Raw genomic sequence first — 20,172 nt, forward strand, 5'->3', positions numbered from 1 at the left:
GGTACTCCTGTTGCGCGGGGGATTTCAGGTGCTTGCCGAATATGACACGGGGGTGTCCCGGTCGGAATAGGCTCGCCCGCGGCGGACCCGGTTGAGATGAATTCGGGCGCCTGTTCCCCTATATACCGTTCTTCCCAGAAGGCATCCATGGTGAGTGTTCAGAAACCTCCCGGTGTCCGTGAACGTCCCTACGCGCAGGTGTTGTTGCCGCCCGCCCTGATGATGGCCGCGGTGACCGCGGCCGCCGTGTTCCTGGTGCCGGGCTCCGCCCGGATCGCCGTCGCCTGCTGCGGGCTGGTGGCCACGCTGCTGCTGCTCGCCACCGCGAGCGAAGTGGTGCGGCGGGGGCGTCAACTCCGGGCCGCCGAGGCCGAGAACGCCCGGCACACCGCGTATCTGGAGCACCGCATCGCCGCCCATGACGCGGAGATCGTCCGTCTCGGCTCCGAGGTGCTGCCCCTCGCGCTCGCCCGGCTGCGCGGGGGCGAGCGGCTGCGGGACGTACTGCGCCACGTCGTCGACGAGGACCCCGAGCTGCGTCATCTCCCGCCCTCCCAGCGCGAGTTGCTACGCGTGGCGCTGCGCGGGGCCGAGCACGAGATCAACATGCGGGACGCCACCCAGCGGGCGTTCGTCACCACCGCCCGGCGCGTGCAGGCCATCGTCCACCAACAGGCCAAGGAACTAAGGGAGATGGAGGAGGACCACGGCCGCAACGCCGAGGTCTTCGACGACCTGCTGCGCGTCGACCACGGCACCGCGCTGATCGGCCGGCTCGCCGACTCCATCTCGGTGCTCGGCGGCGGCCGTCCGGGCCGCCAGTGGCCGGTGCCCGTCTCGCTCTACAGCGTGCTGCGGGGCGCGATGTCCCGCATCCTGGAGTTCCACCGGATCAACCTCGCCTCGATCGTCAACATCAACATCAAGGGCACCTCGGTCGAGCCGATCATCCACGCGGCGGCCGAGCTGTTCGACAACGCCACCCGTTACTCACCGCCCTCGACCAAGGTGCACGTCACCGCCTTCGAGGTGCAGACCGGCCTCGCCATCGAGATCGAGGACGCCGGGGTCAGCCTCAGCGAGGAGGGGCGGGCCCGCGTCGAGCAGATGATCCTGGACGCCCGCGCCGACGACGACGCGCACAACCTCGGCGACAGCCCCCGGCTCGGCCTGGCCGTGGTCGGCCGGCTCTGCAACGCCTTCGACATGGACGTCTCGCTGCGCGCCTCGGCCTACGGCGGCGTCCGCGCCATCCTCGTCGTGCCCCGCGACATGCTCACCACCGAACCGGGAGTCGGCGCCGCACACGGCATCGGCGCCACCGCCGTGCCGATGCCGGAACTCGGTGCGCTGGAAGGGCCCAAGCGCCCGCCCAAGCGCCGCCGCCCCACCGCGCCCCGCATCCCCGCCCCGGCCTCGATGGAGGACGACGTCCCCGAGGTCACCGAGTGGACGGCGAACGGACTGCCGCAGCGCCGCAGCCGGGTGACCGTACCGCTCAGCCAGCGCTACGCCGAACAGGCCGCCATCGAACAGGCCGAGCGCGAGGGGCGCCCCACCATCTGGTCCCGGACCCAGCCCGAACCGGAGCCCGAGCCCCCGGCCGACCCCGAACGGCAGAAGCTCCTCGACCGCGAACCGGGCATGTGGGTCGACGCCTTCTGGGAGGGCATGAAGAAGGGCAACGAAGGCGCCCACCCGACCGACTTCACCCGGAATCCGACCGCCTACCTGCATCTGATCGACGACTCGGCCGACACCGGCGCCGGCGACGAGGGGGAGCCCAAGTGATCCAGCAGCGTGCCAACTTCGACTGGATGCTCAAGCAACTGCACGACGGCGTACCCGGCATCGAGATGATCGTGGTGCTCTCCTCGGACGGCCTGCGCATCGCCCGCTACGGCGGCGACCCCGACGCCGCCGACCGGGTGGCCGCCGCCTGCGCCGGCGTACAGAGCCTGGCCGGGGCGGTCGCCCAGGAACTGCCGGGCAGCAGCGGTGAGATGAAGCTCGTCGTCATCGAGATCGACGGCGGCTACTTCTATCTGATGGCCGCCGGTGACAACGCCTACCTCGCCGTCCTCGCCGACGTGGTCTGCGAGCCCGGCCGGATGGGCGGCATGATGCGCGACCTCGTCGTCCGGATCGGCGCCCACCTCACTTCTCCGCCCCGGCGCGGCGGGCAGGCCGTATGACCCCGCGCCGCAAACGGCGCCTGCCGCAGGAGGCGCCCTCCCCGCCGCCCCTCGCCCCGGACGCGGGCGAGGAGGCGGAGGCCGGGAGCCCCGAGCGGCTGTACGCCGTCACCGGACTGCACGACGGCGGGCGGGCCCAGCTCGATCTGGTCACCCTGATCGTGGCGCGCTCGGCGCCCCCGCCGTCCGGCACCCCCGAGCAGGCGGCCGTGCTCCGGCTCTGCTCCGCGCCCCTGTCCGTGGCCGAACTCTCGGCCTACCTCGACCTGCCGTTCAGCGCGATGACCGCGCTGATCACCGAGCTGATCGGCGCCGACCTGGTGCAGGCCCGCGCCCCGATCGTCCGCCAGGCGCTCCCCGACCGGACCCTCCTCGAAGCGGTGATGCATGGACTTCAACGCCTCTGACGCCGTCCCCGCGATCCCCGGCCCGCGCACCGAGGAGCGGCTCCCGCAGACCGCCCAGGCCGCGGTGAAGATCGTGATCGTGGGCGGTTTCGGCGTCGGCAAGACCACCATGGTCGGGTCGGTCAGCGAGATCAGACCGCTGACCACCGAGGAGACCATGACCCAGGCCGGCATCGGCATCGACGACAACTACGGCTCCGAGACCAAGACCGCCACCACCGTGGCCATGGACTTCGGCCGCATCAGCATCACCGAGAAGCTGGTGCTCTACCTCTTCGGCACTCCCGGCCAGGAACGGTTCTGGTTCCTGTGGAACCGCCTCTTCGAGGGCGCGCTCGGCGCGGTCGTCCTGGTCGACACCCGCCGCCTGGACGTCAGCTTCGACGTCATGGGCCGCCTGGAGGAACGCGGTGTGCCGTTCATCGTCGCCGTCAACTCCTTCCCGGACGCGCCCCGGCACCCCGTCGAGGAACTGCGCGGCGCGCTCGACCTGGCCCCGGAGATCCCGATCGTCGAGTGCGACGTACGGCGCCGCGCCTCCAGCCGGGACACCCTGCTGACGCTGATGCACTTCCTGCACTCCCTCGCCCGGTCCGGCGCCCTGACCTGAGCGGGCGCGCGAACCCCACCAGCCGTTTCCCGAAAGCGATCACCGTGACGCCTGAACCCCAGACCCCGACAGGCACCCCCGACACCGCCCCCGGCCCGCCGCCGGGCTGCCCCGCGCACGGCACCGGCCCCGGCGGCCTGCACCGGCTGTACGGCCCGGACGCGCTCGACCTGGACGACCTCTACGAGCGGCTGCGCGAGAAGCACGGCCCGGTCGCCCCCGTCCTCCTCCACGACGACGTGCCCATGTGGGTGGTCCTCGGGCACGCCGAGAACCTGCACATGGTGCGCAGCCCCTCGCAGTACACCCGCGACAGCCGGGGCTGGACCCCGCTGCTGGAGGGCATGGTCAAGCCCGACCATCCGCTGATGCCGCACATCGCCCGGCAGCCGATCTGCGCGCACGCCGAGGGCGACGAGCACCAGCGGCTGCGCGCGGCCGTCACCGCCGCCATGGACACCATCGACCACCGGGGGCTACGCCGCTCCATCAACAGCTCCACCCAGGAACTCGTCAACCGCTTCTGCGGGCGCGGCCGGGCGGACCTGGTCTCCCAGTTCGCCGAGCACCTGCCGATGGCCGTGATGTGCGAGATCCTCGGCATGCCCGAGGAGTTCGGCGACCGGATGGTGCAGGCCGCCCGGGACGCGCTCAAGGGCACGGACACCGCCATCCAGAGCCACGCCTACGTCATGGAGGCGCTCAGCGGGCTCACCGCCCGGCGCCGGGCCCGTCCCGAGGACGACATCACCAGCCACCTCATCACGCACCCGGCGGGGCTCAGCGACGACGAGGTCCGCGAGCATCTGCGGCTGCTGCTGTTCGCCGCGTACGAGACCACCGCCAACCTGCTGGCCAACGCGCTGCGCATGGTGCTGACCGAGCCGGGGTTCCGCGCCCGGCTCAACGGCGGCCAGATGACGGTGCCGGAGGCGATCGAGCAGTCGCTGTGGGACGAGCCGCCCTTCAGCACCGTCCTCGGCTACTACGCCAAGCAGGACACCGAGCTGGGCGGGCAGCGCATCCGGCGCGGCGACGGGCTGCTGTTCGCGCCCGCACCGGGCAACGTCGACCCACGCGTACGGCCCGATCCGACCGCGCACATGAAGGGCAACCGGTCCCATCTCGCCTTCGGCGGCGGCCCGCACGAATGCCCCGGCCAGGACATCGGGCGGGCCATCGCCGACATCGGGGTGGAGGCCCTGCTCACCCGGCTGCCGGACATCCGGCTGGAGTGCGCCGAGGAGGATCTGCGCTGGCGGTCCTCCATCGCGTCCCGGCATCTGGTGTCGCTGCCGGTGCTGTTCGACCCCAAGCCGAAGCAGGACGTCAACCGGGCGCCCAGCATGTCCTCCCTCCACCCGCACCGGGCCGAGGCACCGGTGCCGCAGCCGCGCGCATGGCTGGAGGAGAAGGCGGAGGACAAGGCGGCGCAGCGGGTGGAGGGGGCGGAGCGGGTGGAGCCGGTGCCGCCCGCCGAGCCGGCCGGGTCCTGGCCCGCGTCGTCGGGGAGCGCGCCGCCGAGCCGCTGGCAGCGGATGTGGCGGTGGCTGCTGGGGGAGTAGGCCCCCCGGTCAGGCGCCCGCCCACTCCGCGGGCGACGTCCACGCCTGGAGTGTGCGCCGGCTGACGAAGCTGTGCCGGGCGCCGGTCAGCGGATCGGTGAACTCCAGTCTGCGCGCCAGGAGTTGGAGGGGGCGGCGGAAGTCGCCGGGCGCGGTGACCGGGGCCACCTCCGGGTAGAGGGGGTCGCCGAGGATGGGGACGCCGAGCGAGTTCAGGTGTACCCGGAGCTGGTGGGTCTGGCCGGTGGCGGGCAGCAGGCGGTACCGGGCCAGCCCGTCCCGCTCGCGGCGGGCGTCGATCTCCACCCGCGTCACCGCGTTGGGCTCGCCCGCCACCTCCCGCGCGGCCAGCACCCCGCGCTCCTTCAGAATCCGGCTGCGCACGGTCCGGGGCAGCTGAAGCTCCGGGTCGTGCCGGGCGACGGCCTCGTACTCCTTGTGCACCCGGCGGTCGCGGAACAGTCCTTGGTAGGCGCCGCGTTCGCCGGGGCGGACGGTGAACAGCACCAGTCCGGCGGTGAGCCGGTCCAGCCGGTGCGCGGCGCCGAGTCCGGGCAGGCCGAGGTCGTGGCGGAGGCGGGCGAGCAGGGTCTGAAGGACATGGGAGCCGCGCGGGGTGGTGGCCAGGAAGTGCGGCTTGTCGGCGACGACGATGTGCTCGTCCCGGTACACCACCTCGACCGGGAACGGCACCGGCACCTCCGGCGGCAGCTCGCGGTGGAACCACACGAACATCCCCGGCCGGTACGGCGCGTCCGGCGCCACCGGCAGCCCGTCGGCGCCCACCACCGCCCCGGCGTGGAACATCGCCTCCACCACGCCCGGACCGGCGCCCGTCAGCCGCGCCACCAGATGCTCGCGCACCGTGGCCCCCACCCCGTCCACGGGCAGCCGCACCCGCACGGGGTCGACGCCCCGGCGCTGGGGGAGCGGGGCGGGCGGTGGCTGTGTACGGCGTCTCATCAGGTGTCCCAGGTTACGGGGGCGGCCCAATCCGGTTGGCCCGCCGCCCGGTGCTTGGCAGGATGCCGGCATGCCGTATCTGACCAGCCCCGTGCTGCCCGAAGGAACCCTCTCCCGCCGGCCGCAGCCGGAGATCCCGGCCGCGGCCGGGCTGCGCCTGCGCCCCTGGCGGGCCGAGGACGCGCCCGCCGTCCACGCGGCCTTCCAGGACCCGACGCTCAACCAGTGGCACGCCAGGTCCTGCGACTCCCCCGAGGAGGCCGCCGGCTGGATCGAGGACTGGCACGGGCAGTGGACGCGCGAGTGCGACGCCCAGTGGGCCGTGGTGCGGGCGGACAGCGGTGAGCTGTGCGGCCGGGCCGCGCTGCGGGAGATCCGGCTGGGGGACGGTGTGGCCGAGGTGGCGTACTGGACGGTGGCGTCGGCGCGCGGGCAGGGCGTGGCCCGGCACGCCACGGACGCGCTGGTGCGCTGGTCGTTCGACGAGATCGGCTTCAACCGGCTGGAGCTGATGCACGCCACCGCCAACGAGGCGTCCTGCCGGGTCGCCACCAAGGCCGGGTTCGCGGTGGAGGGCACCCGACGCCGGGCGCTGCTGCACCCGGACGGCTGGCACGACATGCACCTGCACGCCCGGCTCAGGGGCGACTGACCCGCCGGTTCACGCGGCCGCGTTCTCCTGCTCGGCCTCGATCCGCGCGTTCCACTCCGGCTTGCTGGCCTGCCAGCCGTCCTCGTTGTGGCCCAGGCGCCAGTAGCCGGAGATGGACAGGTCCTCGCGCGGGATCCGCGCCTCGACCCGCAGCATCCGGCGCAGCTCCTTCACGAAGGACGCCTCGCCGTGCACGAACGCGTGCGGACGGCCCTCGGGGAACTCCAGCGCCCGTACCGCCTCCAGCAGGGCCTCGCCGACCGGGCGGTCCCCGCGGTGCAGCCAGACCACCTCCACATCGGAGTCGATCTTCTGCTCCTCCTCGGGCCCGGCCACCTCCACGAAGGCGTGCGCGGGCGTGCCGGCCGGCAGGGTCTCCAGGGCGCGGGCGATGGCGGGCAGCGCGCTCTCGTCCCCGACGAGCAGATGCCAGTCGGCCGTCAGGTCGGGGGTGTAGGCGCCGCCGGGGCCGAAGAAGCGCACGGTCTCGCCGGGGCGCACCCGGGTGGCCCAGGGTCCGGCGAGACCCTCATCGCCATGGATGACGAAGTCGAGGGTCATCTCCCGGTGCTCGGCATTCCAGGCGCGCACGGTGTACGTACGGGTCACCGGCCACTGCTCGCGGGGGAGTCCGGCCCGGATCGCCTCCAGGTCGAACGGCTCCGGGTAGGTCATCCCGTCCACCGGGGCGAAGAGCAGCTTCACATAGTGGTCGGTCCAGGTGTCGGCCGAGAAGTCGGCCAGTCCGGCGCCGCCGAGCACGATCCGCTGGACGTGCGGGGTCAGCCGCTCGGTGCGTACCACCTGGGCGGAATGGAGCTTGCGCGGCTTTCGCCCCGGACGCTCTGCCATGACGGCCTCCTGCTGCCTTGGTTAGGTTTACCTAAGCTAGCACCTCGCTCCGGGGTCCCTCCGGTGCCGGGGACCCCTTCGTTCGAGGATTTCCCTTGCGGAGGGGCGGTATTCACGCCTCCAGGGTGGTCAGCAGTCGCTGAAGGGAGCTGCCCAGGCCCCAGCGGGCCGCGAGCGCGTCCAGTGCGGCGGGGTCGCGCGGGGTGTGCGGCAGTGCGGTGTCCACCTCGGGCAGGGGGACGTCGTCGGCGACCCGGACGACCTTCGGGGCGACCGCGAGATAGGGGGCGGCCTCGGTCAGGCGCTTGCGCTGGGTGGGGGTGAGCTTCGCCTTCGGGTCGTCCACGGCGGCGACGATTCCGGCCAGGTCCCCGAACTCGGCGAGCAGCTTGGCCGCCGTCTTCTCCCCGACGCCGGGCACGCCCGGCAGGCCGTCGCTCGGGTCGCCGCGCAGCAGCGCCAGGTCCGCGTAACCCCGGCCGTCCACGCCGTACTTCTCGCGCAGCCACGCCTCGTCGGTGAGCTGGAGGGTGCCGACGCCCTTGAGCGGATACAGGACACGGATGTCACGGGCGTCGTCGACCAGTTGGTACAGGTCGCGGTCGCCGGTGACGATGTCGACCGGGCCGTCCGCTCGGGCGGTGAACGTGCCGATCACGTCGTCCGCCTCGTATCCGGCCACGCCCACGCGGGCGATGCCGAGCGCGTCCAGCACCTCCTCGATGACCGGGACCTGCGGGGAGAGGGTGTCCGGGACCTCCTCGGCGTCCGGGGCGCCCTCGTGCTCCTCGGCCACCCGGTGCGCCTTGTAGGAGGGGATCAGGTCGACCCGCCACTGGGGGCGCCAGTCCGCGTCCATGCAGGCCACCAGCTTGTCCGGGCGGTGGTCCTTGACCAGGCGGTCGATGAAGTCCAGCAGTCCGCGCACCGCGTTCACCGGGGTGCCGTCCGGCGCCCTGACCGAGTCCGGCACGCCGAAGTAGGCGCGGAAGTACAGGGAGGCGGTGTCGAGAAGCATCAGTCGTCCGGTCACGCTCGCATCATGCCGCACCGCACCGACAGCGGACCCGCGCGCCGGGCCCACGGGTGTGACCTGGGACACTTCGGCGTTTGGCTGAAATGCGACCGGGCAGGCGCCGCGCGCCGGAACGAGGCAATTGCTTACCAAGCGACAACTATCCCTCGTTTCCTGCTTGTTGCCGCCTAGCCGAGGGACATGCATGACCGCGAGAATCGAAGCGGAACATCTCTACAAGGTGTTCGGCAGACGACCGGACCAGGCCGTGGAACGGCTCGAACAGGGCGCCGACCGCGACGAGCTGCGTGCGGAGGGCAGCACCGCCGCCGTCATCGACGTCTCCTTCGCCGTCGCGCCGGGGGAGATCTTTGTTGTCATGGGCCTGTCCGGCTCGGGCAAGTCCACTCTGCTGCGCACGCTCAACGGCCTGCTCACACCGACCGCGGGCCGGGTCCGCTTCGACGGGCAGGACCTCACCGCGCTCGGCGACCGCGAACTGCGCGAGGTCCGGGCCGACAAGATCAGCATGGTGTTCCAGCACTTCGCGCTCTTCCCCCACCGCAGCGTCCGTGACAACGCCGCGTACGGCCTCGCCGTGCAGGGCGTGCCCCGCGCCGAGCGCGAACGCCGCGCCGACGAGGCGCTCGCCCTGTGCGGGCTGGCCGGCTGGGAGGACTCCTGGCCGGACGAACTCTCCGGCGGCATGCAGCAGCGCGTCGGCCTCGCCCGCGCGCTCGCCACCGACGCCGACCTGCTGCTGATGGACGAGTCCTTCAGCGCCCTGGACCCGCTGATCCGCCGCGACATGCAGGACCAGCTCCTCGAACTGCAGAAGACGCTGCGCAAGACCATCGTCTTCATCACCCACGACCTCAACGAGGCCATGCGCCTGGGCGACCGCATCGCCGTCATGCGCGACGGCCGCATCGTGCAGACCGGCACCGCCGAGGACATCCTGCTGCGCCCCGCGGACGACTACGTCGCCTCCTTCATCCAGGACGTCGACCGCTCCCGCGTGCTCACCGCGTCCGCGGTCATGGACACCGACGTGCGCGGCGACGAGGCCGACTGCGCCTGCGAGACCGCCGAGCCCGGCACGCCGTTCACCGAACTGTGCGCGCTCAGCGCCCGCCTGAGCCACCCGGTCGCCGTCCTCGACGCCGACCGCACCGTGGTCGGCGTCGTCCCCGAAAGCCGTCTGGTCGGCTTCCTCGGCGACGAGCGGGGAGACCCGATCGCCTGCGACCACCCCCGCGACGACAGGAAGGTGACCGCCCGTGCCTAGGCTTCCGCTCGGCGACTGGGTCGACTCCGGGGTCGACTGGCTGGTCGGCCACCTCTCCTGGCTCTTCGACGCCATTCGCGCCGTCCTGGAGGGCATGTACGACGGCATCGACGCCGTCCTCACCGCCCCGCAGCCCCTGCTGCTCGCCGGCATCCTCGCCGTCCTCGCCTGGTGGCTGCGCGGACTGCTCGCCGGTGTCCTCGCCTTCGCCGGATTCGCCCTGGTGGACTCCCTCGACCTGTGGGAACGGGCCATGTCCACGCTCTCGCTGGTGCTGGTCGCCACCATCATCGCGCTGGTCATCTCGGTCCCGCTCGGCATCTGGGCCGCCCGCTCCCGCGCGGTGAGCGCCACCCTGCGCCCCGCCCTGGACCTGCTCCAGACCATGCCGTCGATGGTGCTGCTGATCCCGGCCATGCTCTTCTTCGGGCTCGGCACCGCGGCCGGTGTCGTCGCCACACTGATCTTCGCGCTCGCCCCCGGCGTCCGGATGACCGAGCTGGGCATCCGCCAGGTCGACGCCGAACTGGTCGAGGCCGCCGAGGCGTTCGGCACCACACCCCGCGACACCCTGTGGCGGGTGCAGCTCCCGCTCGCCCTGCCCACCATCATGGCGGGCGTCAACCAGGTCATCATGCTCGGCCTGTCCATGGTCGTCATCGCGGGCATGGTCGGCACCGGCGGCCTCGGCGGCGCCGTCAACGAGGCCATCGGCCAGCTCGACATCGGCTACGGCTTCGAGGCGGGCGTCGGCATCGTCGTCCTCGCCATCTACCTCGACCGGGTCACCGGCGCGCTCGGCACCCAGCTCTCCCCGCTGGGCCGCCGCGCCGCCGCCAAGGCCCGGCCCACCGCCTTCTCGTACCGGCCGCGCCCGGCCGTCGCCGTCGTCGCGGTGGTCGTGCTCGCGCTGGTCGCGGGCGGGCTCGGGGTCTTCGGGCCCGGCGCCACCAAGTCCACCGCGTCCGGTACGGACATCGGGCAGGGCAAGGAGATCAAGCTCGGGTACATCCCGTGGGACGAGGGCATCGCCTCCACGTTCCTGTGGAAGGAACTGCTGGAGCGGCGCGGCTTCAAGGTCAGCGTCACCCAGTACGCGGCCGGCCCCCTCTACACCGGCCTCGCCACCGGCCGCCTGGACTTCGAGACCGACTCCTGGCTGCCCACCACGCACGCCGAGTACTGGAAGAAGTACGGCGACCGGATGGAGGACCTGGGCAACTGGTACGGCTCCACCTCCCTGGAGCTGACCGTCCCGTCCTATGTGAAGGACGTGAACTCCCTGGCCGACCTGAAGGACCACGCAGCCGAGTTCGACGGCCGGATCATCGGCATCGAACCCAGCGCGGGCATGATGGGCCTGCTCAAGGACAAGGTGCTCGACCAGTACGGGCTCAAGGGCAAGTACCAGGTCGTCGACGGCTCCACCCCGGCCATGCTGACCGAGCTGAAGCGGGCCTACGCCAAGAAGCAGCCCGTGGTCGTCACCCTGTGGTCCCCGCACTGGGCCTACAGCGACTACCGGCTGAAGAAGCTCAAGGACCCGGCCGGCGCCTGGGGCAAGGGCGACACCGTGCACACCCTCGCCCGCAAGGGGTTCAGCGCGGACAACCCCGAGGTCGCCCAGTGGCTGAAGGACTTCTCGATGACCGAGGAGCAGCTCACCGGCCTGGAGGCCCGCATCCAGAAGGCCGGCAAGGGCAAGGAGCAGGACGCCGTCCGCGCCTGGCTCAAGGAGAACCCCGGGCTGGCCGACACCTGGGCACCGGCCGGCAAGGCCGGGCAGGAAGCGGCCGGATGAGATGAGGGGGCGGACGCCCACCCGCGTCCGCCCCCGGGGGCCGGTCTCACCACCGTAGAGATCCGGCCAACCACGGAGCGCCATGGAACCCGTCTTACGGGAACACCTGGGGACGCCCGGGCCTTGAAGCAGGTGAACGCCGCGGAAAGCCGGGGCAGGACCAGGCGTCCGGCGGGCCGCGGCACTGGCGCGAACCGTGGGGTACTCGCCCTACGACGGCGCCGGATGTGAGAGGCGCGTGAAACGGTTTGCCGAACGTGCGTAGGGTGCAGACAACTCAGGACGGGGACGCCCGGCACGGGGCGTCCGGGCAGCCGCGCCACGCGTGAAGGAGGGAGCCGCAGCGATGGGCGACCACAAAGAGCGACAGCCCGTGCGGGTCGGCGCGGCCGTCCGGCGGCGCCGCCGGACGCTCGAACTCACCCTCGCGGTCGTGGCCGAGCGCAGCGGTCTCTCGGTGCCCTTCCTCAGCCAGGTGGAGAACGACCGGGCCCGCCCGAGCCGGACCTCCCTGGAGAAGCTGGCCGACGCGCTGCGCACCACGGCGGTGGAACTCCTCGCCGCCGCCGACCCCGCGTGCAGCGTCGACGTCGTACGCGGTGAGCCGCTCGCCGAGGGCGACTTCACCGCCCGGACCCGCGCCCTGGTGCGCGGCCACCACCAGTTGCACGCCTCCGAGTTCACCGGCGACCACGACGCCGGGCGCGAGTTCCAGCACCGCAACGACGAGCTGATGTACGTGGCCGACGGCGCGGTCGAGATCGAGGCCGAGGGCCGCGCCTACCGGCTCGGCCGGGGCGACACCCTGTACCTGACCGGCGGTGTCCGCCACCGCTGGCGCGCCACCGTGCCGGACACCCGGGTGATCGTGGTGGCCGTCGCCGAGCACATCGAGGCGGTCCAGGACCGGGCACGGTAGGAAGGTCCTGATGCGGGTCGTCTCCCTGGTGCCGTCGCTGACCGAGGCGGTCGCCGTGACGCTGCCCGGTGTTCTCGTCGGGGCCACCGACTGGTGCGAACGCCCGGCGGACCTCGCTGTCGAGCGGATCGGCGGCACCAAGAACCCCGACACCGCGCGGATCGCCGCCCTCGAACCCGACCTCGTGATCGCCAACGAGGAGGAGAACCGCGCCCCCGACCTCGACGCCCTGCGCGCTGCGGGCGTCGAGGTGCTGGTCACCGAGGTACGGACCGTGGTGCAGGCGTTCACCGAGCTGGAGCGGGTGCTGTCGGCGTGCGGCGCCACGAGCCGGCCCGGCTGGCTGGACCGCGCCGAGGCGGCCTGGGCCGCGCTGCCCGATTCGCGGCGGCCGGTCAGCGCCGTGGTGCCCGTCTGGCGCCGCCCCTGGACGGTGCTCGGCCGGGACACCTTCGCGGGCGACGTCCTGGCCCGCCTCGGGGTCCGGCACCTCTACGCCGATCACGCCGAGCGCTACCCCCGCATCCCGCTGGACGAACTGAACGCGGCGGCCCCCGAGCTGGTCGTCCTGCCCGACGAGCCGTACCGCTTCACCGCCGACGACGGCCCCGAGGCGTTCCCCGGCCTGCCCTGCGCCCTCGTCAGCGGACGGCACCTGACCTGGTACGGACCCTCGCTGCTCGAAGCTCCCCGCGTGCTGGCGGAGGCGCTGGCAGCAGCGCCCCGCTGAGCAGGCCGCGTACGGTACCGGTGGCCGCCGCGGCCCAGACGATGAGCAGCAGGGCGTACAGGCCGACCGCCAGCCCCGCGTACCCGGCAAGGCCGGTGTGCCGGGCCAGGGAGGCCGCGGCGGTGACGCACGTGCCGACCGGGAAGGTGAGCCCCCACCAGGTCGGCGCGAACCGCATGCCCCGGCGCCGCGCCCGCACCAGCTGCGCGGCGGCGAACGCCAGCCACAGCAGCGCGAAGCCCATGACGGGCACCCCGTACAGCACGGCGAACACCGCGAGCCCCCGGTCGTACGGCGCCGGGACGACGCCCGGCGCCAGGTCCGCGATCGCGCCGGTGGCGGTGGTCGACTGGCCCAGTGGGCCGAGGACCAGGAACAGGGCCGGGGTCAGCGCGAGCGGCAGCGGACCGTGGAGCAGCAGGCGGGCGAGGAGCAGCGGGAGCATCAGCAGTGTGGCCAGCAGGCTCAGCCCGAACAGCGCCAGACAGCCCAGCAGCAGGGTCTCGCGGGGCTGGCCGGGCGGCAGATACGGCACCAGGGCGGGGCCCAGCGCGGCCGACACCATCGGCGCGACCAACGGCAGCAACCATACGGGGGTGGCGTCGGCGAGGGTGGGCCGGTGCCGGGTCACCATCAGGTACGGCACCGCCACGGCCGCCGCCAGTCCCAACGCGGTACCGGCGGTGAAGAGGACGGCGTCCAGCGCCACGGCCGCTCGGGTGCCGATCCAGTACCGGCCGGCCGGGAGCGCGCCGCCGCCGACCGCGAGGAGGGCCATGGCGGTGCAGCCGTGGAAGGGGGCCGTCGCCGGGTCGAGGAGGTGTTGGCGGGCCTGGTCGCGGTGGTGGGTCCAGTGCAGGGCGCGGGCCGCGAGGAGGACGAGCAGCAGGAGCAGGGAGAGGGTCCACAGGGCGGCGCAGAGCCACGGGATGTGGGAGGGGAGGGCGGCGCCCGCCGAGCCGACGATCGCCGTGCCCATGACGGCGGCGTACCAGTTCGGGCCGAGGTGGCGGAGGCGGGCTGCGGTGACCATGGGATCAGCTTCCTGGCCCGGGTCGGCGCTGACCAGGGAGTTGCTTTCTATGGGGACATAAGGTGGTCTTATGAGCGAAGAGCAGGCGAGGAGCGGTTCGCTGGCGCACCGGGTGCCCGAGCTGGGCGCGCTGGAGCTGCTGCTGGCCGTGGCCCGGCTGGGCAGCCTGGGCGCGGCCGCGCGCGAGCTGGGCATCACCCAGCCCGCCGCCAGCAGCCGGCTGCGCTCCATGGAACGGCAGCTCGGCGTCGCCCTGGTCGACCGCTCTCCGCGCGGCTCCCGGCTCACCGACGCGGGCGCGCTGGTCACCGACTGGGCACGGCAGGTCGTGGCGGCGGCGGAGGTGTTCGACGCGGGCGCGCAGGCGCTCCGGGCCACACGGGACTCCCGGCTGCGGGTCGCGGCCAGCATGACCATCGCCGAGTACCTGCTGCCCGGCTGGCTGCTCGCGCTGCGCGCCGGGCGGCCGGACACGGCGGTGTCGCTGCTCGCGGGCAACTCGGCCAAGGTCGCCGAACTCCTGCTCGCGGGCGAGGCCGACCTCGGCTTCGTGGAGGGGCTGACCGTACCCGCCGGGCTGGACTCGGCCGTCATCGCCCACGACCGGCTCACCGTCGTCACCGCGCCCGCCCACCCGTGGGCCCGCCGCCCTCGCCCCCTGACGACGGCGGAACTCGCCGCCACTCCCCTCATCCTCCGCGAACGCGGCTCCGGCACCCGCCAGGTCCTCGACGCCGCCCTCGGCGCCCCCGCCCGCCCCCTCATCGAACTCTCCTCCACCACGGCCGTGAAGGCCGCCGTGATCAGCGGCGCGGGCCCCGCCGTCCTCAGCGAACTCGCCGTCGGCGAGGAACTCGCCACCCGCCGCCTGATCGGCATTTCGGTGGACGGGGTCCCGCTGCGCCGGGATCTGCGGGCGGTATGGCCGACGGGACACCGGCCCACGGGGCCGGCGAGGGAACTGCTGTCCCTGACGCGCGGCTAGGACCCGGTTCCGCCCGCCGCGGTGACCAGTGCCCGCATCACCCGGTCGTCCGTGCCCATCTCCGGGTGCCACTGGACGCCCAGTACCCAGCCCTCGGCGGAGGGGAGTTCGACGGCCTCGATCGTGCCGTCGGCCGCGTGGGCGGAGGGGGTGAGGGCGGGGGCGAGGTGGCCGATGGCCTGGTGGTGGTAGGTGGGGACGCTGGTGCCGTCGGGCTGGATGGAGGCGTAGAGGGTGCCCGGTACCGGGTGGACGGGGTGGGCGCCGAAGACGCCGACCGCCTCCGTGTGGCCGTCGAGGTGCTGGACGAGCGTGCCGCCGAGGGCGACGTTGAGGAGCTGCATGCCCCGGCAGATGCCGAGGAGGGGGACGTGGGCGGCCAACGCGGCCTCGATCAGGGCGAGTTCCCAGGCGTCGCGCTCCGGGGCGGGCGGACCGCAGCGGGGGGAGCGTTCGGCGCCGTAGTGGACGGGGTCGACGTCGGGGCCGCCCGCGACGACCACGCCGTCCAGGCGGGCCACCACCTCCGGGGCCAGCGCCGGGTCGTCCGGCGGCAGCAGGGCGGGGAGGCCGCCGGAACGGCTCACCAGGCGGGGGTAGGCGGCGGGGAGCAGCGCCGCCTCCAGCTCCCAGACGCCCCAGCGGGCGCCCGCCTCCAGATACGTACTCACGCCGATCAGCGGCCGTCCGCCCATGTGCCCTCCAAAGGTGCTCACGCATACCTTTGCAGAGCCGGGGTCAGGCCAGGAAGCCCCGCAGGAGCGCCGCCGTGCCCGCGCAGTGCTCCCGTGCGATCTCCCGCGCCGCGTCCGCGTCCCTGTCCAGCACCGCCTCCACCAGCGCGGTGTGCTGCCGCTGGGAGTGCTCCAAGTTCCGTACCAGCAACGGGATGCAGTCCAGCAGGTCGTTGACGCCCGCCCGGACCGCCGCGTACTGCGCCGCCAGCGACGGCGAGCCGCACAGCCCGGCCAGCGTCAGATGCAGCAGGGTGTCCCGGCGCCGGTAGTCCGCGAGCGGCGCGTCCCGTGTGTGGTCCAGCGCCCGCCGCAGCCGCACGACGCCCTCCCCGGACAGCCCGTGCGCCGCGCACAGCCCGGCCGCGCCCACCTCCAGCACCTCGCGGAAGCGCAGCACGTCCTCGATGTCGACCTCGGCCGTGCGGCGCCGCAGCTCGTCCTCGCCGGCGCCGTCCGAGCGGCGCAGCACGAACGTGCCGCCGTAGCGTCCGCGCCGCGACTCCACCAGACCCTGGTCGTGCAGCACCCGCAGCACCTCGCGCAGCGTCACCCGGCTGACGCCCAGCCGCTCCGCCAACTCCCGCTCGGCGGGCAGCCGTTCACCGTCGGGGACGAGACCGAGCCGGACCACCTGGAGGATCTGCTCCAGCGCCTCCTCGAAGCCGTTGCCCGCCCGCACCGGACGCAGCACCGCGCCCAGCCGGTCGCCCCCCTCGCGCGCCCCCGTATTCCCCGCCATCCGGTCGCGCCCCCTTCCCAAGCAATGGTTCCCCGCCATACCTTATGGCTCCCCGCCGGACCGCGCGCAGCACGTCCCAGGAGGCTCTCCCGTGGCAGACCGCACACCCCCGCTGAGCATCGAGGAACTGCGGGCGCTGGTCGCCGGCGGTGAGATCGACACCGTCGTACTGGCCTTCCCCGACATGCAGGGGCGGCTCCAGGGCAAGCGGTTCGCCGCCCGCTTCTTCCTCGACGAGGTACTCGACCACGGCACCGAGGGCTGCAACTACCTCCTCGCGGTCGACACCGAGATGAACACCGTCGACGGCTACGAGATGTCCTCCTGGGACCGGGGGTACGGCGACTTCGCCATGCGCCCCGACCCGGCCACGCTGCGCCGCCTGCCCTGGCATCCCGGCAGCGCGCTGCTCATGGCCGACCTCGCCTGGGAGGACGGCGCCCCGGTCACCGCGGCCCCGCGCCAGATTCTGCGCCGCCAGCTGGAGCGGCTCGCCCGCCTGGGGTACACCGCCCAGGCCGGTACCGAGCTGGAGTTCATCGTCTTCCGGGACAGCTACGAGCAGGCCTGGGACACCGGCTACCGGGGGCTGACCCCGGCCAACCAATACAACATCGACTACTCCATCCTCGGCACCGGCCGCGTGGAGCCCCTGCTGCGCCGGCTGCGGAACGAGATGGCGGGCGCGGGCCTCACCGTCGAGTCGGCCAAGGGGGAGTGCAACCCCGGCCAGCACGAGATCGCCTTCCGCTACACCGAGGCCCTGCGCACCTGCGACCAGCACGCGGTCTACAAGACGGGCGCCAAGGAGATTGCCAGCCAGGAGGGGATGGCGCTCACCTTCATGGCGAAGTTCAACGAGAAGGAGGGCAACTCCTGCCACATCCACCTCTCGCTCGCCGACGAGCACGGCCGCAGTGTGATGGCCGAGGGCGACGGCATGTCCGAGGTGATGCGGTACTTCCTGGCCGGACAGCTCGCCGCGCTGCGCGACTTCTCGCTGCTTTACGCGCCCAACATCAACTCCTACAAGCGGTTCCAGCCCGGCTCCTTCGCGCCCACCGCCGTCGCCTGGGGCCACGACAACCGCACCTGCGCCCTGCGCGTCGTCGGCCACGGCCCCTCGCTGCGCTTCGAGAACCGGCTGCCCGGCGGTGACGTCAACCCGTACCTCGCCGTCGCCGGACTCGTCGCCGCCGGACTGTACGGGGTCGAGCAGCGGCTCGAACTGCCCGAGCCCTGCGCGGGCAACGCCTACGCCGCCGAGTACGAGCACGTGCCCACCACCCTGCGGGAGGCCGCCCAGCTCTGGGAGACCAGCCCGATCGCGAAGGCCGCGTTCGGCGAGGACGTCGTCGCCCACTACGCCAACATGGCCCGCATCGAGCTGGCCGCCTTCGACGCCGCCGTCACCGACTGGGAACTGCGCCGCTCCTTCGAACGGCTGTGAACAGGCCGCCGGCAGTGAACACCCGTAACCCGCGCACACCTGGGAACGCCCGTGAAAGGTGACACCTCCTTGACGGACCCGCACGAACTCCACGTGGTCAACCCGGCCACCGAGGAGACCCTCGCCACCGTCCCCGCCGCGAGCGCCGAAGACGTGGCCGCCGCCGTCGCCCGCGCCGTCCCCGCCCAGCGCGCCTGGGCCGCCCTCGCCCCCGCCGACCGGGCCCGGCTGCTGCGCCGCTTCGCCGACACCGTCGACGCGCACACCGAGGAACTCGCCCTGCTGGAGGTCCGCGAAGCCGGCCACACCCTCACCAACGCCCGCTGGGAGGCCGGCAACGCCCGCGACCTGCTGCTCTACGCGGCGGGCGGCGCCGAACGCCTGACCGGCCGTCAGATCCCGGCACCCGGCGGCTGGAACGTCACCTTCCACGAACCCCTCGGCGTGGTCGGGGTCATCGCCCCCTGGAACTTCCCGATGCCCATCGCCGCCTGGGGCTCCTTCCCGGCGCTCGCCGCGGGCAACGCCGTCGTCCTCAAGCCCGCCGAGACCACCCCGCTCACCGCGCTCCGTCTGGCCGAACTCGCCCTGGAGGCGGGCCTGCCCGAGCACCTCTTCCAGGTGCTGCCGGGATACGGCCACACCGCCGGACGCGCCCTGGTGGACCACCCCGACGTCGCCAAGATCGTGTTCACCGGCTCCACCCGCACCGGACACGAGGTCGCGGAGCGCTGCGCCCGCCTGCTCAAGCCGGTCACCCTCGAACTCGGCGGCAAGAGCCCCAACATCGTCTTCGCCGACGCCGACCTGAAGGCCGCCCTCGACCCCTTCTCCTTCCTCGACAACGCCGGCCAGGACTGCTGCGCCCGCACCCGCGTCCTGGTCCAGCGCGAGGTCTGCGACGAGGCCCGCGCCTTCCTCGCGGACGCCCTCGCCGCCGTGATCGTCGGCGACCCGGCCGACGAGAAGACGCAGATGGGCCCGCTGATCTCCCGCACCCAGCTCGACCGCGTCCGCTCCTACGTCCCCGACGGCGCCCCCGCCCTGCGCGGCACCGCCCCGGACGGCCCCGGCCACTGGTTCCCGCCGACCGTGCTCACCGACGCGGCCCCCGACAGCCCGGCCGCCCGCGAGGAGATCTTCGGCCCCGTGGCCGTCCTGCTGCCGTTCGACGACGAGCGGGACGCGATCCGGCTCGCCAACGACACCCCCTACGGGCTCTCCGGCTCCATCTGGACCCGTGACCTCGGCCGCGCCCTGCGCGTCTCCGGGGCCGTCCGCGCGGGCAACCTGTCCGTCAACTCGCACTCCAGCGTCCGCTACTGGACCCCGTTCGGCGGCTTCAAGCAGTCCGGACTCGGCCGCGAACTCGGCCCGGACGCCCTGACCGCCTTCACCGAGACCAAGAACGTCTTCCTCAGCACGGAGGGGCCCGCTTAAGTGACCGAGACCGAAGCTCCCGTCTGCCGCCGCCTGGTCGGCCGTACCGCCGTCGTTACCGGAGCCGGCAGCGGCATCGGGCTGGCCACCGTCCGCAGGCTCGCCGCCGAGGGCGCCCGCGTGGTCTGCGCCGACATCGACGAGGCCGCCGGCAAGGCCGCCGCCGACGAGGTGGGCGGACTGTTCGTGAAGACCGACGTCACCGACCCCGCGCAGGTCGAGGCGCTGTTCCGGGCCGCCCACGACACCTACGGCAGCGTCGACATCGCCTTCAACAACGCCGGTATCTCCCCGCCCGACGACGACTCCATCCTGGACACCGGCCTGGAGGCGTGGAAGCGCGTGCAGGAGGTCAACCTGACCTCCGTCTACCTGTGCTGCAAGGCCGCGCTGCCCTACATGCGGCGCCAGGGCCGGGGTTCCATCATCAACACCGCGTCCTTCGTGGCCCGCATGGGCGCGGCCACCTCCCAGATCTCCTACACCGCGTCCAAGGGCGGGGTGCTCGCCATGTCCCGCGAACTCGGGGTGCAGTTCGCCCGCGAGGGCATCCGGGTCAACGCGCTGTGCCCCGGCCCGGTCGACACCCCGCTGCTCCAGGAACTGTTCGCCACCGACCCCGAGCGGGCCGCCCGCCGCCTGGTGCACATCCCGCTCGGCCGGTTCGCGCGCGCCGACGAGATCGCCGCCGCCGTCGCCTTCCTCGCCAGCGACGACGCCTCCTTCGTCAACGCCACCGACTTCCTGGTGGACGGCGGCATCTCCGGCGCGTACGTCACCCCGCTCTAGTC

Annotated in this window: 20 protein-coding genes; 14 read left to right on the top strand and 6 right to left on the bottom strand. The window is 73.1% G+C overall.

The window, feature by feature from the left end; all coding sequences use genetic code 11:
• The first annotated feature begins 147 nt into the window (after positions 1-147).
• The 5 genes from E5082_RS20190 to E5082_RS20210 are packed head-to-tail and all read left to right on the top strand — an operon-like array spanning position 148 to position 4,777.
• The gene (locus E5082_RS20190; RefSeq protein WP_229918947.1) at positions 148-1,791 is read left to right on the top strand and encodes an ATP-binding protein; all 1,644 of its coding nucleotides are present in this window, start codon (positions 148-150) and stop codon (positions 1,789-1,791) included.
• Positions 1,788-2,195: a roadblock/LC7 domain-containing protein gene (locus E5082_RS20195; RefSeq protein WP_030812755.1), complete on the top strand. Its 408-nt coding sequence runs from the start codon at positions 1,788-1,790 to the stop codon at positions 2,193-2,195. The genes E5082_RS20190 and E5082_RS20195 overlap by 4 nt, the downstream gene beginning before the upstream one ends.
• Positions 2,192-2,602: a DUF742 domain-containing protein gene (locus E5082_RS20200; RefSeq protein WP_135792652.1), complete on the top strand. Its 411-nt coding sequence runs from the start codon at positions 2,192-2,194 to the stop codon at positions 2,600-2,602. Before E5082_RS20195 ends, E5082_RS20200 begins: the two co-directional genes overlap by 4 nt.
• Positions 2,583-3,212 (top strand): GTP-binding protein, encoded by a 630-nt coding sequence (locus tag E5082_RS20205; protein ID WP_135792653.1) that lies wholly within the window; start codon positions 2,583-2,585, stop codon positions 3,210-3,212. Before E5082_RS20200 ends, E5082_RS20205 begins: the two co-directional genes overlap by 20 nt.
• 44 nt (positions 3,213-3,256) lie before the next feature.
• A complete protein-coding gene (locus E5082_RS20210) occupies positions 3,257-4,777 on the top strand; it encodes a cytochrome P450 (protein WP_229918946.1) in 1,521 nt (506 codons plus the stop codon).
• Positions 4,778-4,786: 9 nt separating this feature from the next.
• Here the strand turns inward: E5082_RS20210 and E5082_RS20215 are convergent, their stop codons facing one another.
• Positions 4,787-5,740 carry a pseudouridine synthase gene (locus tag E5082_RS20215; RefSeq protein WP_135792654.1) on the bottom strand — a complete coding sequence of 318 codons (954 nt, stop codon included), beginning with the start codon at positions 5,738-5,740 and terminating at the stop codon, positions 4,787-4,789.
• A gap of 70 nt (positions 5,741-5,810) precedes the next feature.
• Here E5082_RS20215 and E5082_RS20220 point away from each other — a divergent pair, with 70 nt between their 5' ends.
• On the top strand, positions 5,811-6,392 hold the full coding sequence (locus E5082_RS20220; protein ID WP_135792655.1) for a GNAT family N-acetyltransferase: 582 nt from the start codon (positions 5,811-5,813) through the stop codon (positions 6,390-6,392).
• A 9-nt stretch (positions 6,393-6,401) separates the two neighbouring features.
• Here E5082_RS20220 and E5082_RS20225 read toward each other — a convergent pair whose 3' ends face one another.
• The gene (locus E5082_RS20225; RefSeq protein WP_135792656.1) at positions 6,402-7,244 is read right to left on the bottom strand and encodes a siderophore-interacting protein; all 843 of its coding nucleotides are present in this window, start codon (positions 7,242-7,244) and stop codon (positions 6,402-6,404) included.
• Positions 7,245-7,356: 112 nt separating this feature from the next.
• A complete protein-coding gene (locus tag E5082_RS20230) occupies positions 7,357-8,277 on the bottom strand; it encodes a 5'-3' exonuclease (RefSeq protein WP_135792657.1) in 921 nt (306 codons plus the stop codon).
• Positions 8,278-8,464: 187 nt separating this feature from the next.
• Here E5082_RS20230 and E5082_RS20235 point away from each other — a divergent pair, with 187 nt between their 5' ends.
• The 4 genes from E5082_RS20235 to E5082_RS20250 all read left to right on the top strand — a co-directional run bounded on the left by E5082_RS20235 (position 8,465) and on the right by E5082_RS20250 (position 12,997).
• A complete protein-coding gene (locus E5082_RS20235) occupies positions 8,465-9,547 on the top strand; it encodes a quaternary amine ABC transporter ATP-binding protein (protein ID WP_135792658.1) in 1,083 nt (360 codons plus the stop codon).
• Positions 9,540-11,348, top strand: coding sequence for an ABC transporter permease/substrate binding protein (locus tag E5082_RS20240; RefSeq protein WP_135792659.1), 1,809 nt, complete (start codon positions 9,540-9,542; stop codon positions 11,346-11,348). The genes E5082_RS20235 and E5082_RS20240 overlap by 8 nt, the downstream gene beginning before the upstream one ends.
• Positions 11,349-11,694: 346 nt before the next feature.
• Complete coding sequence (locus tag E5082_RS20245) at positions 11,695-12,267, top strand: helix-turn-helix domain-containing protein (protein ID WP_135792660.1); 573 nt, start codon at positions 11,695-11,697, stop codon at positions 12,265-12,267.
• Between the two features lie 10 nt (positions 12,268-12,277).
• Positions 12,278-12,997, top strand: coding sequence for a helical backbone metal receptor (locus E5082_RS20250; RefSeq protein WP_135792661.1), 720 nt, complete (start codon positions 12,278-12,280; stop codon positions 12,995-12,997).
• Here E5082_RS20250 and E5082_RS20255 read toward each other — a convergent pair.
• Entirely contained in the window at positions 12,909-14,030 is a 1,122-nt protein-coding gene (locus E5082_RS20255) for a TDT family transporter (protein ID WP_135792662.1), read from the bottom strand. The two genes, E5082_RS20250 and E5082_RS20255, sit on opposite strands and share 89 nt — an antisense overlap.
• A gap of 70 nt (positions 14,031-14,100) precedes the next feature.
• Between E5082_RS20255 and E5082_RS20260 the strand changes: the two genes are divergently transcribed.
• Positions 14,101-15,015: a LysR family transcriptional regulator gene (locus E5082_RS20260; RefSeq protein WP_135792663.1), complete on the top strand. Its 915-nt coding sequence runs from the start codon at positions 14,101-14,103 to the stop codon at positions 15,013-15,015.
• On the opposite strand, the gene E5082_RS20265 is transcribed toward E5082_RS20260, so the two are convergent.
• Positions 15,012-15,710, bottom strand: a complete 699-nt coding sequence (locus E5082_RS20265; protein ID WP_135792857.1) for a gamma-glutamyl-gamma-aminobutyrate hydrolase family protein — start codon at positions 15,708-15,710, stop codon at positions 15,012-15,014. The genes E5082_RS20260 and E5082_RS20265 overlap by 4 nt on opposite strands.
• Before the next feature lie 43 nt (positions 15,711-15,753).
• Positions 15,754-16,491, bottom strand: a complete 738-nt coding sequence (locus E5082_RS20270) for a FadR/GntR family transcriptional regulator (RefSeq protein ID WP_135792664.1) — start codon at positions 16,489-16,491, stop codon at positions 15,754-15,756.
• Positions 16,492-16,582: 91 nt separating this feature from the next.
• Between E5082_RS20270 and E5082_RS20275 the strand changes: the two genes are divergently transcribed.
• The 3 genes from E5082_RS20275 (at position 16,583) to E5082_RS20285 (ending at position 20,170) form a co-directional block, all read left to right on the top strand.
• A complete protein-coding gene (locus E5082_RS20275; RefSeq protein ID WP_135792665.1) occupies positions 16,583-17,941 on the top strand; it encodes a glutamine synthetase family protein in 1,359 nt (452 codons plus the stop codon).
• A 69-nt stretch (positions 17,942-18,010) separates the two neighbouring features.
• Positions 18,011-19,381, top strand: a complete 1,371-nt coding sequence (locus E5082_RS20280) for an aldehyde dehydrogenase family protein (protein WP_135792666.1) — start codon at positions 18,011-18,013, stop codon at positions 19,379-19,381.
• A complete protein-coding gene (locus tag E5082_RS20285; protein ID WP_135792667.1) occupies positions 19,382-20,170 on the top strand; it encodes a 3-oxoacyl-ACP reductase in 789 nt (262 codons plus the stop codon).
• Positions 20,171-20,172: the final 2 nt, after the last annotated feature.

The sequence above is a fragment of the Streptomyces griseoluteus genome (assembly GCF_004784465.1).
In the GTDB taxonomy this organism is placed as follows: domain Bacteria; phylum Actinomycetota; class Actinomycetes; order Streptomycetales; family Streptomycetaceae; genus Streptomyces; species Streptomyces griseoluteus.